The organism is Frigidibacter oleivorans (assembly GCF_003993775.1).
GTDB classification, from domain to species: Bacteria; Pseudomonadota; Alphaproteobacteria; order Rhodobacterales; family Rhodobacteraceae; genus Frigidibacter; species Frigidibacter oleivorans.
The window spans coordinates 25,450-39,953 of record NZ_RJRZ01000008.1; the positions used below are offsets into that span (position 1 = coordinate 25,450).

Consider the following 14,504-nt stretch of genomic DNA (forward strand, 5'->3'; position numbering starts at 1 on the left):
GCCCGGTCAGGCCTTTCGCGCGGCAAGCCCGCGGGCGGGATCGTAGCCCCAGAGGGCGACAAGGCCGAAGACGGTGAAAGCGGCGAGCGTGACGGCAAGTGCCGTCAGGTTGCCTTTCGCATAGAGCGCGAAGCGGATGAGCTCGACGGCATGGGTGAAGGGGTTCAGCGCGCACAGATCCCTCAGCCGCGCAGAGGCCTCGGCCATTTTCCACAGCGGATAAAGCGCGGAGGAGAGGAAGAACATCGGGAAGATGACGAAGTTCATCACCCCGGCGAAGTTCTCGAGCTGGCGGATGACGGAGGAGAGCAGCAGCCCGAGCGCGCCCAGCATCATCGCGCTCGCGGCCATCGCCGGCGCTGCGGCCAGGTAGCCGAGCAACGGAAAACGGATGCCGTAGAGTGCGGCGATCGCGAGGAAGGCATAGGCCTGCAGCATGGCGATCAGGCTGCCGGCGAGAAGCCGGCAGAACAGCAGCCACCACCGCGGCAAGGGTGCCGTCAGCAGCAGCCGCATCGACCCCAATTCGCGGTCGTAGACGAGGCTCAACGACGATTGCATGGCGCTGAACAGCAGGATCATGCCCACCAGCCCGGGCACGATATAGATCTCGTAGGTGATGTAGGTCTGATAGGGCGGGGTGATCGAAAGCCCGAGTGCCGCCCGGAAACCGGCGGCGAAGACGAAAAGCCAGACGAGCGGCCGCACAAGCGCTGCAATCAACCGCCCGCGCTGGCCGAGAAACCGCAGCGCCTCGCGGTGGATGATCGCGCGCAACGCAACGAAGGGATGCGATCTCAGGTCGCCGGCGGGTGCCGGGTCCACGAGCGGAAGCGCCTGCGCTCTCATGGCGGATCTCCCGTGAGCGCAAGAAAACGGCCCGTCAGGTCCTTGCCGCCTATATCCCCGGCTTCGCCATCGGCCAGCACCCGTCCGCGGTGAAGGATGACGAGCCGGTCCTGAGGACCCACCTCGTCGACCAGATGCGTCGCCCAGAGAACTGTCAGGCCCCCTGAAGCAAGCTCGTGCACGTGCTGGGTGATGGCGCCACGCGAAGCTGCGTCCAGCCCGACCGTCGGCTCGTCCAGCAGCAGCACGTCGGGCCGGTGGAGGAGCGCACGCGCGATTTCCATGCGCCGGCGGTGCCCGCCGTTCAGCCTTGCGGCCTTCTCCTCCGCACGTTCCGCCATGCCGAGCCTCTCCAGCGCCGCCATGGCGCGCATCTCCGCCTCCCGTCCGGAAAGTCCGTGCAGGGCGGCGAAGTAGAGCAGGTTGCGCCTGACGGTCAGGTCCGGATCGAGCGTCGAGGCCTGGAAGACGACGCCCATGCGGGCAAGGGCGGCACGCGGCGTGCGGGCCATATCATGGCCAGCGACCGCGATGCGGCCCGCGCGCGGCGTGAAGAGCCGCGTGAGTATGCCGAACAGCGTCGACTTTCCGGCGCCGTTCGGCCCGAGCAGGGCGCAGAAGCGGCCGCGTTCGACGGTGAACGACACGCCGTCGAGGGCGCGCCGGGCGCCCCAGTCGTGGCCGATGCCCTCAACCGTCAAGCCGCTCATGTCCTGCTCATTCTATGGTGATCGAGACCTGTTGCGTATCGCCCGTGCTGCCCGGCACCTTCAGCTGGTAGCTGCCCGGCTTGATCGCGACAAAGCTGATCTCCGCGTCACCCGCCTCGTCGAATTCGATGGAATCGACACCGAGCGGCCGGATCTCGATGCCCTCGATGACGATCTCGTTGACCCAGACGGCGCGGAAGAAGGCGGCCCCCTCCAGCGCCAGTTCCTGGCTGCCGTCGGCCTTGATTTCCAGCGTGTAGTATTTGCCGGATTTCAGCGTCAGCGCCCCCGCGGAAACCGGCTGGCCTGCCGAGAGGGTCAGTTCGGGCAGCGTTTCGCGGTTGGATTTCGACAGGATGCCGGCAAGGCCCATGCTGGCCTCGGCCGTGTTGTCGTCATCGTCATCCGCCAGCGCCACGAAGGGCATGGCGACAAGCGCGATGGCGGCCAGGATTGCCAACTTCATGATGTTCTTCCTCTTCGGCTGTTACGGCCGGCTCGCCGCGCCCCAGGGGAAGCGGCCGACCTTGATGGATTTCACGGGTTCGAGCTTGGCGACGTCGATGACGGTGACGTCGCCCGAGACGCCGTTGGTGGTGAAAAGCTGCGTGTGGTCCGGCGAGAAGGCGAGGTGCCAGACCCGGCGACCGACGAGGATGTAGGAGTCGACCGCGAACGTATCTGCATCGATCACCGCGACATGGTTGGCAGGGCCAAGGGCAACGAAGGCGGTCTTGCCGTCGGGCGTGAATTCAAAGCCGACCGGCTGAACCAGGTCGGCGTTGACGCCGGTGATCTCGAAGCGGATCTTGGCCTTTTCCGCCTGCGTCGCCACGTCGAAGACGGTGATCGTGCCGCCGATCTCGGACGAGACCCACAGCTCCGTTCCGCCTTTGGCAAACTCGGCATGGCGGGGACGGGAATCGACGAGCGTATTGGCGAAGATCGTCTTCGTGCCGGTGTCGATCCAGTGCGCCATGTTCGTCGTTTCCGATGTGGCGATGACGATCTTGCCATCCGGCGAGACGGCCATGCCTTCCGGCTCGATGCCGACATTGACCTGCGCCACGACCTGCCGGGTCTCGACATCGACGACCGTCGTCACGGCATCGTCCTCGTTGGCGATCCACAGGTGGCGATCGTCCGGGGCAAGCACGAACTGCTCGGGGTCCTCGCCGGAAGGCAGCTCGTGCAGGATCTCGCCGGTCGCGGGGTCCATCACCTGCACGGTGTCGCTGTCCGAGGCGCAGATATACACGCGGCTGTGGTCGGAATTGAAGGTGATGCCGCGCGGCCGCTCGCCGGTCTGGATGGTGCGCAGCGTTTCCAGCGTCCGCGTGTCGATCACGGAAATCGTGTCGTCCTTCTCGTTCGTCACCCAGATCTCGCCGGCCGTCGCCTGAAGCGACAGGGCGGCCAGCACGGGCGCGATCAGCAGGGCCGGAATGTTCATGTCATCCTCCAAAGGCGGTGCAGGTGCTTTCGGCCCGGTCGAGGCCCAGCGTGTCCATCTCGTTGGTCTGGTGCAGGTAGCCGTCGAGCGGTGCGAGTTCGACCAGCGCGCGGGCGTTGACCACCGCCATCGGCTGGCGCAGCTGGCCGTCCCAGACGCGATAGGTGAGACTGCGGCCCTTGAAGCCGTCCAGGGCGAATTTCTCCGAAAGGATGAAGGTACGCAGCACGGCGGGATCGGCCGAATTGGTTCGTGTCACGGCCTCGCCGATGGTGCGCAGCGCCGTCCAGGCGGCATAGTCGCGCGAGCTCATCTCGCGGCCGGCCGCCTGTTCAAAGCGGTTCTGGAGCTGCACGGCGGCCCATTGTTCCAGCACCGGCGCCCAGCCTTCGCCCCGCAGGCCGTCCGAGCCGGCGACCGGCCGTGGCAGCCAGGTATTGTCCTGAACGTAGCGCGCGAAATCGTCGGCCTCGTCGGCGATCAGCAGGATGTCATGGTCGGGAAAGTCCTGGGTGAAGAGGGGAATTTCCTGGCCGGCGGCGCGCCGCAGGTCCGTGTCGAACGTCCAGCTTTTTTCGGCGAGGATCTCGACGCCGAACTTTTGCGCAGAGCCGCGCAGCGTGTCGGCGAAGGCGCGGTCCTCTGGTTTTGGTCCGACGATCAGCACGGTTCGGGTCCGGCGCCGCGCCCTCAGCACCTGCATCAGCGCGTCTGTGCGCATGGCGTCCTCCGCCATGGTGTGCAGCACATTCGCGCGGCAATCGGTGTCCCGCAGCCGCCGTGCGCCGGATGAGACGTTGAAGAGCAGCGCGCCCCCCGCTTCCGGCAGGTCGGCCACGGCCAGGATGCCTTCGGGCGCCGCGTCGATGAAAAGGATCTTCGACGTGGCAAGCGCCTTGCGGGCCGCATCGAGGAAGTCGCCCTCGGGTTCGACCGAGACCAATTCAAGCTTGTAGTCGTGGCCCATGAAGCTGCCGGTGGTCCTGGTATCGGCCAGCGCCACCTCCGCCCCGGCAATGCCGCGGTCTTCGGGGATCGGATCGAGGTTGGAAAGCACCGGCGGTGCCTGCACCTCCTGGCGGAGATAGGTCATGGAAACCGAGAGTTCGGCTGCGGCAGAGGACGCCCAGCACAAAGCCGCGGCCGCAAGCCACCAGCCTTTCCGGCCCGCCTTGAAATGGTCCCGCATGTCGCATCCTCCCGCAGCAAGCATCACGCCACGGCGGAGAGCCGGAAATACGACCTTGGTGCCATGCGTCGCCGCGACCTAGGTCGCATATCGCGCCGCGTCCGTGCTGCCTTACAAGATGCCCAATGGGAAATGCGAAGGAGGACGGCATGTCGGCCAACATCATTCGCGGCGGGGTCGCCGCATTCATGCTCATGTCGACGACGAGCCTGGTGATTGCGCATGGCGATGTCTCGCCGCAACCGGTCAATACCGATGCCTTGCCCGAGGTGGGCGAGGAGTGGTTGACCGAAAACCCCTACCGCGAGGCGAAGATCGGCCATGACGCCTGGCTGAAGGCTGTCGAGATCGGCGCATCCGGCTTTACCCAGAACTGCGCGCGCTGTCATGGCCTGGGTGCGGTATCGGGCGGGCTTGCGCCGGACCTGCGTTATCTCGAAGCAGAGGAATACGGCGACGAGTGGTTCATCGAGCGCTTTCGCCACGGCTATACGCAGGACGGCACGACCAAGATGCCGGCCTTTGGCGACATTCTGGGCCAGAAGGCGGCCTGGGCGATCCGCACCTATGTGGAGACACGGCCGGAGGACGGCGCGCTCGACGCCCACGCCACGCGCCTCCATGAAATCCGCGACGAGCTCGCCGGCGGCCAGGTGGCCGATACGGGTGCGATCCAGAAGGAACTGGAGATGATCTCGGCCGAAGTGAAGACCGCCTCTGGCGCGCCCATTGCCGACAGCGTCACCTACGAGGCCGCGCGCATCCTGTCGGACACGCCGGAAAGCTGGAAGAAGGCGGCCGAGGTGCTGACCGTCGGCCTGTCGGCCACGCAGTAACTGCCATGCTGCGCCGTGCACTTCTGGCCATGGCCCTTGGCGTCGCCCTTTCGGGCGGCGCTTTCGCGCGTTGCGAGGACCATGTGCCTCAGGCCAAGCCGCAGAATACCTTCGCGCAGGATGTCGGGCGCGAATTCGACCGGATCATCGAGGACGGCTGGATCGAGTTCGCCGTCTACGAGGACTTTGCCCCCTGGTCCTACGAAGAGAAGGGCAAGGCTGTCGGCGTGGATATCGAGATCGGGCGGCTGGTTGCAAAGGCGCTCGGGGTCGAGGCGAAGTTCCGCCTTGTCGCGGCCGGCGAGACCCTCGAAGCCGATCTGTTGAACTATGTCTGGAAGGGTGCCGTCGTCGGCGGGCGGGTCAGCGACGTGATGCTGCATGTCCCCTATGACAGCGCCCTCGTCTGCCGCATCGAGCAGGTGAGTTTCACCGGAAAATATGCCAAGGAAAACATCGCCATCGCCTATCGCGCCTCCCACTATGAAGACAAGGCACCGACCCCGCCCTTCTTCCGGTTCGACGCGGTCGCGGTCGAAAACGATGCCATCTCGGACTTCTACCTCACGTCCCTGATCGGCCCGGTGGACAAGATCCGTCGCTATCGCTCGACTGCCGCGGCGATGGACGGCCTGGCGAACGGCGACACCAAGGCGGCGATGGGGCCCCGTGCGGAACTGGAAGCCGGGCTCGCGCGGCATCCCGATGCCGGGCTGAAGGTCCATTCCCCGCCCCTTGTCGGCTTTGCGCGCGGAAGCTGGACAATCGGCGTGGGGGTGAATTTCCAGCACAAGGACCTTGCCTATGCCGTCGACGACGCCATCGCTAATGCGCTCGCCGATGGGGAAATCGCACGGATTTTCGCAGCCCATGGCCTCACCTTCACGCCGCCGGACCGATAATCTCAGAAGGTCGAAACGTCGCCGGCCATATCGACAGCGGTGACGCGCGTGATGCCCTGAGTGCGGCGCAAGGCCGCACGAATCTCGTCGCGCGTCATCAGGCAGAAGGCGGTCGAAAACCCGTCGGCCATTGCGGCACTTTCCGCCTCTACCGAGATCGTCGACCAGCAGGGCCGCTCGCCGCCGGGTCCGAGAATATGGAAATTGCTGCCGAGCATCATCGCCGAGGGGCTTGAGGTCGCAATGGCGTTGCCGGCGAGGCGGCGCGTGGCGATCCCGCCCAGGGCCGGATCTTCGACCGAGATGCTGAACGGACCGCCGATGGCGGCGAACTCTCCCATGTCGACGAGGGCCTGCGCATAGCCTTCATCCAGCAGCAGGCGGCGGACCCGGTCGGCCGCGTAGCCCTGCGCGATGCCGTTCAGGGTCAGTGCCTGCCCGGGAGCCAGCTGGATGGATGGTCCGAGACGCACCCGCTCCCAACCGAGGGCAGCCTGTGCCTCGGCGACGTCGCGCCCTTCGGCTAGTGCCCGCCAGAGCGGCTGCACCGTCGGGTCGAAACGGCCGTCCGTTGCCTGATGGACGTGGTTGGCCAAGTGGAGGAGATCGAGAAGCGCCGGCGGCGGATCGTGCAGATGACCCGCGGCATTCAGCATGCGGAGGGCGGACTCGGTCTTGAACAGACTGGCGGCGGCCTCGATCTCGGCAATCGTGCTGCCGATCCGTCCGACGGTCTCTTGCGCAAGGTCGCGCGGACCACGCAGATCCAAGCCTACCGTGCCCCCGAACATGTCGACCTGCCAGGTCGTCCTGTCAGCGGCGGCAGCGCGGGGAAACGCAGCCGCCGCGGCAATGAAGAGGAACCGCCGTCGCTTCATGCCGAAACCTCCGCTTTGGCACGCGCCGGGACTGGCGGGCGCTTTCGCTGCGCCAGTACCAACGGCACGCATTGCCGCGCGTCGTCATGGATCGAGACGCAATCGAGACATTGGAAACACTCGCCATAGGCGATCTCTCCCGTCTTGCGGATGGCGCCGTAGGGGCAGCGCACCCGGCAGAGCTGGCAGGGCGAACCGCATTCGGCGCGGCGCGATATCCAGGAACGGGTGCGCAGCAGGCCGCCAAGCGCCATGACCGCGCCCAGAGGGCAGACATAGCGGCAAAAGCCCTTGAAGGTCGTGGCCGCGAGGAGCAGCCAGAAGACGGCGTAGGCGACATAGTACCATTCGCGCTGGAAGAGCGTGGTGACCGCCGTCTTGAAGGGCTCGATCTCGGCTGCGGTTTCGATCCTCTCGGGTGCAAGAAAGCTGACCGCGACCAGGCCGGCAAGCGAAACCCATGCGCCAGACTTCAACCTCCTGTCCCAGATCGGTGAGGGGTTCCATTGCGGCAAGCCCAGCAGGCGGCCCGCATGATGGGCGAATTCCTGCATGGCACCGAACGGGCAGAGCCATCCGCAGAAGAGCCCGCGGCCCCACAGGACGAATCCAAGGATGGCGGCACCCCAGATCAGCAGGGAGAAGGGATCGTAGAGCAGGACCGCCAGACTGCCGCCGCCGCTTGCGGCTCTGAGTGCTGCAAGCGGCGTGACGATGGAAAGTTGCCCCTGGCCCCACCAGCCTACGAAGACGATCATCAGACCCAGAAAGGCCAGCCGTGCCGGACGCAGCACCGTCGGCGCCGAGAGCCGGTGCATCCCCGGGCCGACCGCGCCGAACAATCCCGCAAGCAGGATGCCAAGCCCGGCAAGATCCCATTTCCGGGCGATGATCGCGGCTTGCCAGGGCGGCAGCGCCCTTGACGTCTCCGGACGCAGGAAGAATGCAGGGTCAGCCTTCAGGGCGAGCGGAAAATGGACAGAGCCCATCTCGGGCTTCAGCATTCCGTGGGCGCGCACGGCCTGGGCGGAAAGCGTCCACTCGCGCGTCGGGTCGAACCCGAGGCGGCGGTCTATCCTCAGGATCATCGTCGTGCCTTGCGGCACGTCCTGCCGCGTCTCGACCATCATGTCGGCATCGCGAAGGGCGACCGGCAGGCCGTCCTGCACGGCCGAAAGCCGGTCTGGCGCGGTGTTGCGCACGAATTCGGCCGACACCAGCCCGTGGCGACCGCCATCGATGACGAGCAGGGGCTCGTCGTCGGGCGAGACGCGCAACAGGCTTTGAAGATCGGCGAAACTCTCGTCGCTCAGGACGGCCCGGGCGATGGACGGCGGGCCGATATCGACCACCCACAGATCGAGGAACAGGCCTTGCGGATCGTCCGCCGCCTCTGGATCGTCGGCTGCCCAGATCGTCCCCTCGAAGCCCTCGTCGAGCTGGGCGTTGGTCACCTTCAGGTTCCGGGCCAGCCCCCGTTCGACCAGCGCCGCCCAGTCGAGCGTCTCGTCTATCGACGGATCGGGATGCACCGGCGGACCGCTCGCCATGCCCTGCATCTTCTCCCGCGCAACGACAAGCGTTGCGGCGAGGATCGAGTCATGCGCGATGCGAACGGAGGCCGTGGCCTTCGTCACCCCGTCGAGATAGGCGAGGTCGGAGCCGCCGCCGCCCTCGCCATAGGGCGTGCCGACGACGAGCGGCTCCCGGATCGAATGGCCGCGATACTGTTCGAGGAAGGCGCGCAGCGGCGCCTCCCCCAGGCCGGAAACGAAGATCGGCTCATTGTGGGCAATGAGGCGTACATCGAGAAATCGCCCGTCACGGTCGATCGTCACGAGCATGTTGATCGGAGCGCCGGAAAAGCCCGGAAGCGGTGCCAGCGGACCGGTTTCAAAAACGTAGCCCGCATCCGCGCCACCGGAATTCAGGAGTGTCCAAACACCCTGGTCATTCACCGGCTCGCCGAGCGCGTAGGGTGGCACGATCATGCCTTCAAGCGCCTGACGTTCAAGCGGTGCCGCGCCGGCCATCCCGGCGCAGGCGAGCAGGCTGAAAACGAGAATGCTCAGCCGGGCAAAGCCTCGTCTCATGGCGCGATCCTCCTGACCCGATCTCTACGCGCCAGGTGAGAGGCCGCCATACGACCAAGGTCGCGGGTCGGACGAGGACCCCGGCGGCTATATTCGGTTCGGGGGAGTCGCATGTCCGGGAAGAACTACAACGATCGTTGGCAGGGGGGCGTGTTTCCTCTGTCCCTCGGCCTGTTCGGTCTGTTCTGGGCCGCACTCGCCGTGTTGAAGGCCGACCAGACCGTCCTGCCGGGGCCTGTCGAGGTCGCGCGGGTCTTCTGGTTCGAAACGGCGTCCGGACGGCTGCCCAAAGACCTGCTGGCGACACTCTTGCGCGTGGCCATCTCTTTCGGATCTGCCATGGCGGCGGGCGCGCTGCTGGGTTTCCTGCTCGGCCGCTACAGGGTTCTCAACCGCTGGGCCGATCCGTGGGTGACGATCTTCCTGAACCTGCCGGCGCTGGTCCTGATCGTGCTCTGTTATCTGTGGATCGGCCTCAACGAGCTGGCGGCGATTGTCGCGGTGACCCTCAACAAGACGGCAATGGTCATGGTCACCGTGCGCCAGGGTGTCAGCTCGTTCGATCCGGCTCTCGACGACCTGGCATTCGTCGCCCGTCTTTCGCCACGGGAGCGGCTTCGGCATCTCGTCCTGCCGCAACTCGCACCCTGGCTGGCAGTCGCCGCACGCAACGGGATCGCCGTCATCTGGAAGATCGTCCTCGTCGTCGAATTCCTCGGCCGGTCCAGCGGCATCGGCTTTCGCATCCACCTTTATTTTCAGCAGTTCCAGACCGCGCATGTGATTGCGTACTCCGTTGCCTTCATCTGCGTCATGCTGGTCGTGGAACATGTGCTCCTCCAACCATGGGAGGCGCGATCCAACCGTTGGAAAACAAAACATACATGACAGCGAACAGACGGGCAGTCGAACAATCTGGCCGGCGCTAGCAGCCGATACGACCGCTGCGATTGTGTGGGTTCGGACAAAAAATAGCGAAGAACTGCCACCATCGACCCTGGCTGCCGGGCTGCGCCTGCCCCGCGCCCGCTGTTCCGTCGCGCACAGGGCCTCTCTGCGCCTGCCGCTATCGCCGGTCGCCGTTCGGGGGCAGGATGGCGGCATTGCGAACAGGAGGCTTGCAGATGAGCTGGAATCCCGCCCTCGACCCCCATTGCCCGACGGGCGATGCGGCCATCGACTCGATCGAGACCCTGATCATCCCTCGCGCCCGCGACATCGGCGGGTTCGAGGTGCGCCGCGCGCTGCCCGCGCCGAAGCGGCAGATGGTGGGGCCCTTCATCTTCTTCGACCAGATGGGCCCGGCCGAGTTCGTGACGGGGCAGGGGATCGACGTGCGCCCGCATCCGCATGTCGGGCTCGCCACCGTCACCTATCTCTTCTCGGGAAAGATGCATCACCGCGACTCGCTCGGCACCGACCAGTGGATCGAGCCGGGGGCGGTGAACTGGATGCTGGCGGGGCAGGGGGTCACCCATTCCGAACGCACCGACGGGCCGGCCCGCGCGGCGCCGCAGCGCCTGTTCGGCATCCAGACCTGGTTCGCGCTGCCCGAGGCGAACGAGGACGATCCCGCGGCCTTCACCCATCTGGGCGCGGCCGAGCTGCCGCTGCTGGAAGCCGAGGGCAAGACGGTGCGGCTGATCCTCGGCACCGGCTGGGGCGCGACGGTGCCGCTGGCCCTGCCGGGCGAGACCTTCTACGCCGATGCGGACCTCGCGCCCGGCGCGGCGATCCCGCTGCCTGACGACCACGAGGATCGCGGCGCCTATGTGCTGTCCGGCAGCGTCGAGGTGGCGGGCGAGACCTTCGAGGCGGGCCGGATGATGGTGTTCCGTCCGGGCGACCGCATCTCGATCAAGGCCGGGGGGCAAGGGGCGCGGGTCATGCTGCTCGGCGGGGCCACGCTGAACGGGCCGCGCCATATCTGGTGGAATTTCGTGGCCTCCTCGAAAGAGCGGATCGAGGCCGCGAAAGAGGCCTGGCGCGCCGGCGACTGGCAGCATGGACGCTTTCGCCTGCCGCCGGGGGACGACGCGGAGTTCATTCCCGCGCCCGCCGGATAGGGGGCGCGGGGGCTGCGGTCCGGCCCCGTCGAAAGGGGCGGCGAACGGGGCACGAAATCCGCCAAAGGATCGCTTGACGCCACCCCCGGCCTTCCCTATTACACGCCCCACGTTCGGGCGACGATCCGGACGGATGGATGTGCGGTTGTAGCTCAGTTGGTTAGAGTACCGGCCTGTCACGCCGGGGGTCGCGGGTTCGAGCCCCGTCAACCGCGCCATCCATCCCGGATCGTCCCGAACGCTGATGCGCGGTTGTAGCTCAGTCGGTTAGAGTACCGGCCTGTCACGCCGGGGGTCGCGGGTTCGAGCCCCGTCAACCGCGCCACTTTCCGAACTCATATGCACACGGGCCGCCCTTGCAGCCTGTCCGCGCGCCGGTTGCGGCCGCCGGGGGCGCTGCCCCCGGGGGTGAATTGGCCGGCACGGCCAGGAGGGGGCAGCGCCCCCTCCGCCGCCTTTCAGCCCGCGATCCGGTCCAGCACCCGCGCCCAGGACCGGATGCCGCGGCGGAAACTGTCGAGATCGTATTTCTCGTTCGGGCTGTGGATCTGGTCGTCATCCTTGCCGAAGCCGATCAGCATCGCGTCCATGCCCAGTTCGGTCTGGAAATAGCCCGCGATCGGGATCGAGCCGCCGCAGCCCACATAGGCGGCGGGCGCGCCCCATTCCTCGGTCAGCGCTTGCCGCGCCGCCTCGAAGGCGGGGTCGTCGATGCTCATCTGACCGGCGGGCGAGCCGTTGGGCTCGTGCCATTCCACGCGCGCATCCGGCGGCAGCTGCGCCTCGACCCAAGACCGGAAGCCCGCCAGCACCTTCTCCGGGTCCTGCCCGGGCACCAGCCGGAAGCTGATCTTGGCATGGGCCTCGGCCGGCAGCACCGTCTTGAACCCGGCGCCGGTATAGCCGCCCCAGATGCCGTTGATCTCGGCGGTGGGGCGCGACCAGATCATCTCCAGCGGCGTGCGGTCGATCTCGCCCGCGGGGGTGGCAAGGCCCACGCCGCCGAGGAAGGCCGCGTGGTCGAAGGCCAGCGCCTGCCATTGGGCGCGCACCGCCTCGGGCAGTTCCGCCACATCGTCATAGAAGCCGGGCACCGCCACCCGGCCCTGATCGTCGTGCAGGCCGCCCAGGATCTTCGTCAGCGCCCGGATCGGGTTCAGCGCGATGCCACCGAACATGCCGGAATGCAGGTCCTTGTTCGCCGCGTGCAGCGTCAGTTCCAGCTTGGCGAGCCCGCGCAGCATGGTGACGATCGCGGGCACATGGTCGGCGAAGAGGCCGGTGTCGCAGATCAGCGCAAGCTCCGCCGACAGTTCCGCCCTGTTCTCGCGCAGGAAGGGCACCAGCGAGGGCGAGCCCGATTCCTCTTCCCCCTCAAGGAAGATCGTCAGGTTTCCGGGCAGGCTGCCATGCACCGCCTTCCAGGCGCGGCAGGCCTCGATGAAGGTCATCAGCTGGCCCTTGTCGTCGCTCGACCCGCGGCCGCGGATCACCTCGCCGGCCGGCGTCGTCTCCAGCGCCGGGTCGAAGGGGTCGCGGTCCCACAGTGACAAGGGGTCCACCGGCTGCACGTCGTAATGGCCATAGAAGAGGATATGGCGGCCCGGGCCCTCATGCCGCGCCACCACCATCGGGTGACCGGGCGTGGGGCGGGCGGCCGCCTCGAAGCCGAGCGCCTGCAGGTCCGCCACCAGCCAGTCCGCCGCCCGGGCGCAATCGGCCTTGAAGGCCGGGTCGGTCGAGATCGAGGGGATGCGCAGCAGGTCCAGCAGCCTGTCGACCGCCTCGGGCAGGGTGGCGTCGATCCGGTCGAGGACGGGGGCGAGTGCGGCGGGGTCGGAATGGGGGGCGGGCATCCTTCGGTCTCCTTGGGCGGGCTGTCCCCGACTGCGGCGGCCGTGGGGTGAGCCGCGGCTGCGGGGGGGGGCGGCGACGGGCCTGTCGCGATGGGGGCAGCCTAGCAGCCGGAACCCCCGCGTCCAGCCCCCGGCGCGAAAGGGACCGGCAGGGCGCAAGCGCGGCCTCCAAGGGCCGGCGACTGGCCTTCGGACCCCGGGATGCGTCAAATTGCGCGGAACTTGCCCTGTGCAGAGGTGCATTTGATCGGTATCAAGGCAGGACGTGGATGGCCGGCCTAGTCATCCCCCAGCGAACCCCGATACCCGGGGGCCAGGAGACGGACGGATGGACTACGACAAGGCACTCGACGGCGCGATCCAGCGGCTGCACGACGAAGGGCGCTACCGGACCTTCATCGATATCGAGCGGCGCAAGGGCGCCTTCCCGCATGCGGTCTGGCGCCGTCCCGACGGGACCGAATCCGAGATCACCGTCTGGTGCGGCAACGACTATCTGGGGATGGGCCAGCACCCGGCGGTTCTGGCCGCCATGCACGAGGCGCTGGACGCCACCGGCGCCGGGTCGGGCGGCACGCGCAACATCTCGGGCACCACGGTCTATCACAAGCGGCTGGAGGCGGAACTCGCCGACCTGCACCGGAAAGAGGCGGCGCTGGTCTTCTCCTCGGCCTATATCGCCAATGACGCCACGCTGTCGACGCTGCCGCAGCTCTTTCCCGGGCTGATCATCTATTCCGACGCGCTGAACCATGCCTCGATGATCGAGGGTATCCGGCGCAATGGCGGGGCCAAGCGGATCTTCCGCCACAACGACGTGGCGCATCTGCGCGAACTGCTGGAGGCCGACGATCCCGCCGCGCCGAAGCTGATCGCCTTCGAGTCGATCTATTCGATGGACGGCGATTTCGGCCCGATCGCGGCGATCTGCGATCTGGCCCGCGACTTCGGCGCGCTGACCTATCTGGACGAGGTGCATGCCGTGGGCATGTACGGCCCGCGCGGCGGCGGCGTCGCCGAACGCGACGGGCTTCTGGACCGGATCGACATCTTGAACGGAACGCTGGGCAAGGCCTTCGGCGTCTTCGGCGGCTATATTGCTGCATCTGCGAAGATGGTGGACGCGATCCGCTCCTACGCGCCGGGCTTCATCTTCACCACCTCGCTGCCGCCGGCGGTGGCGGCCGGGGCCGCGGCCTCCATCGCCTTCCTGAAGACCGACGAGGGCCAGAAGCTGCGCGATGCCCAGCAACTGCATGCCCGCATCCTGAAGATGCGGCTGAAGGGTCTGGGCATGCCGATCATCGATCACGGGTCGCATATTGTGCCCGTGCATGTCGGCAACCCCATCCATTGCAAGATGCTGTCCGACATGCTGCTGGCGGAATTCGGGGTCTACGTGCAGCCGATCAATTTCCCGACGGTGCCACGCGGGACGGAACGGCTGCGCTTCACGCCCTCGCCGGTGCATGATCTGGGGCAGATCGACCACCTTGTGCGCGCGATGGACAGCCTCTGGTCGCACTGTGCGCTGAATCGCGCCGAACTGTCCGCGTGAACCGTTCTGCAAGTGCGCGGCTGATTGGGCTGTGCTAAGGGACTCCCAATGCAGTCGGGGCTGAAGCGGCGGAATCGAATCGTCGCTCGTTGGGGACAGGGACGGGACACAAGG

General features: G+C 67.0%; 13 protein-coding genes and 2 tRNA genes. 7 read left to right on the top strand and 8 right to left on the bottom strand.

What is annotated here, in order from left to right:
- Positions 1–6 precede the first annotated feature (6 nt).
- From EEY80_RS11370 to EEY80_RS11390, 5 genes are read right to left on the bottom strand one after another with little or no spacing between them, the layout of a single operon-like run.
- Positions 7–849, bottom strand: coding sequence for an ABC transporter permease (locus tag EEY80_RS11370; RefSeq protein WP_126976698.1), 843 nt, complete (start codon positions 847–849; stop codon positions 7–9).
- On the bottom strand, positions 846–1,559 hold the full coding sequence (locus tag EEY80_RS11375; protein WP_126976699.1) for an ABC transporter ATP-binding protein: 714 nt from the start codon (positions 1,557–1,559) through the stop codon (positions 846–848). Before EEY80_RS11375 ends, EEY80_RS11370 begins: the two co-directional genes overlap by 4 nt.
- Positions 1,560–1,566: 7 nt before the next feature.
- Positions 1,567–2,025, bottom strand: coding sequence for a cupredoxin domain-containing protein (locus EEY80_RS11380; protein WP_126976700.1), 459 nt, complete (start codon positions 2,023–2,025; stop codon positions 1,567–1,569).
- Between the two features lie 21 nt (positions 2,026–2,046).
- Positions 2,047–3,012: a YVTN family beta-propeller repeat protein gene (locus EEY80_RS11385; RefSeq protein ID WP_126976701.1), complete on the bottom strand. Its 966-nt coding sequence runs from the start codon at positions 3,010–3,012 to the stop codon at positions 2,047–2,049.
- Position 3,013: 1 nt separating this feature from the next.
- Positions 3,014–4,105 (bottom strand): ABC transporter substrate-binding protein, encoded by a 1,092-nt coding sequence (locus EEY80_RS11390; RefSeq protein WP_235829804.1) that lies wholly within the window; start codon positions 4,103–4,105, stop codon positions 3,014–3,016.
- A gap of 245 nt (positions 4,106–4,350) precedes the next feature.
- Here EEY80_RS11390 and pedF point away from each other — a divergent pair, with 245 nt between their 5' ends.
- On the top strand, positions 4,351–5,037 hold the full coding sequence (gene pedF, locus EEY80_RS11395; protein WP_126976703.1) for a cytochrome c-550 PedF: 687 nt from the start codon (positions 4,351–4,353) through the stop codon (positions 5,035–5,037).
- 5 nt (positions 5,038–5,042) lie between these two features.
- Positions 5,043–5,939, top strand: coding sequence for a transporter substrate-binding domain-containing protein (locus EEY80_RS11400; RefSeq protein WP_126976704.1), 897 nt, complete (start codon positions 5,043–5,045; stop codon positions 5,937–5,939).
- A 2-nt stretch (positions 5,940–5,941) separates the two neighbouring features.
- Here the strand turns inward: EEY80_RS11400 and EEY80_RS11405 are convergent, their stop codons facing one another.
- Positions 5,942–6,817 carry an FAD:protein FMN transferase gene (locus EEY80_RS11405; RefSeq protein ID WP_126976705.1) on the bottom strand — a complete coding sequence of 292 codons (876 nt, stop codon included), beginning with the start codon at positions 6,815–6,817 and terminating at the stop codon, positions 5,942–5,944.
- On the bottom strand, positions 6,814–8,910 hold the full coding sequence (locus EEY80_RS11410; protein ID WP_126976706.1) for a 4Fe-4S binding protein: 2,097 nt from the start codon (positions 8,908–8,910) through the stop codon (positions 6,814–6,816). Before EEY80_RS11410 ends, EEY80_RS11405 begins: the two co-directional genes overlap by 4 nt.
- Before the next feature lie 111 nt (positions 8,911–9,021).
- Here EEY80_RS11410 and EEY80_RS11415 point away from each other — a divergent pair, with 111 nt between their 5' ends.
- From EEY80_RS11415 to EEY80_RS11430, 4 genes are all read left to right on the top strand, one after another.
- The gene (locus tag EEY80_RS11415) at positions 9,022–9,798 is read left to right on the top strand and encodes an ABC transporter permease (protein ID WP_126976707.1); all 777 of its coding nucleotides are present in this window, start codon (positions 9,022–9,024) and stop codon (positions 9,796–9,798) included.
- Positions 9,799–10,034: 236 nt separating this feature from the next.
- Positions 10,035–10,976 (top strand): pirin family protein, encoded by a 942-nt coding sequence (locus EEY80_RS11420; protein ID WP_126976708.1) that lies wholly within the window; start codon positions 10,035–10,037, stop codon positions 10,974–10,976.
- Between the two features lie 141 nt (positions 10,977–11,117).
- Positions 11,118–11,194: transfer RNA gene (locus EEY80_RS11425), tRNA-Asp, on the top strand.
- 30 nt (positions 11,195–11,224) lie between these two features.
- Positions 11,225–11,301 (top strand) — tRNA-Asp (locus EEY80_RS11430).
- A gap of 133 nt (positions 11,302–11,434) precedes the next feature.
- Here the strand turns inward: EEY80_RS11430 and EEY80_RS11435 are convergent.
- Positions 11,435–12,832, bottom strand: coding sequence for a M20/M25/M40 family metallo-hydrolase (locus EEY80_RS11435; protein WP_126976709.1), 1,398 nt, complete (start codon positions 12,830–12,832; stop codon positions 11,435–11,437).
- A 328-nt stretch (positions 12,833–13,160) separates the two neighbouring features.
- Between EEY80_RS11435 and hemA the strand changes: the two genes are divergently transcribed.
- Entirely contained in the window at positions 13,161–14,390 is a 1,230-nt protein-coding gene (hemA, locus tag EEY80_RS11440; RefSeq protein ID WP_126976710.1) for a 5-aminolevulinate synthase, read from the top strand.
- Positions 14,391–14,504 lie beyond the last annotated feature (114 nt).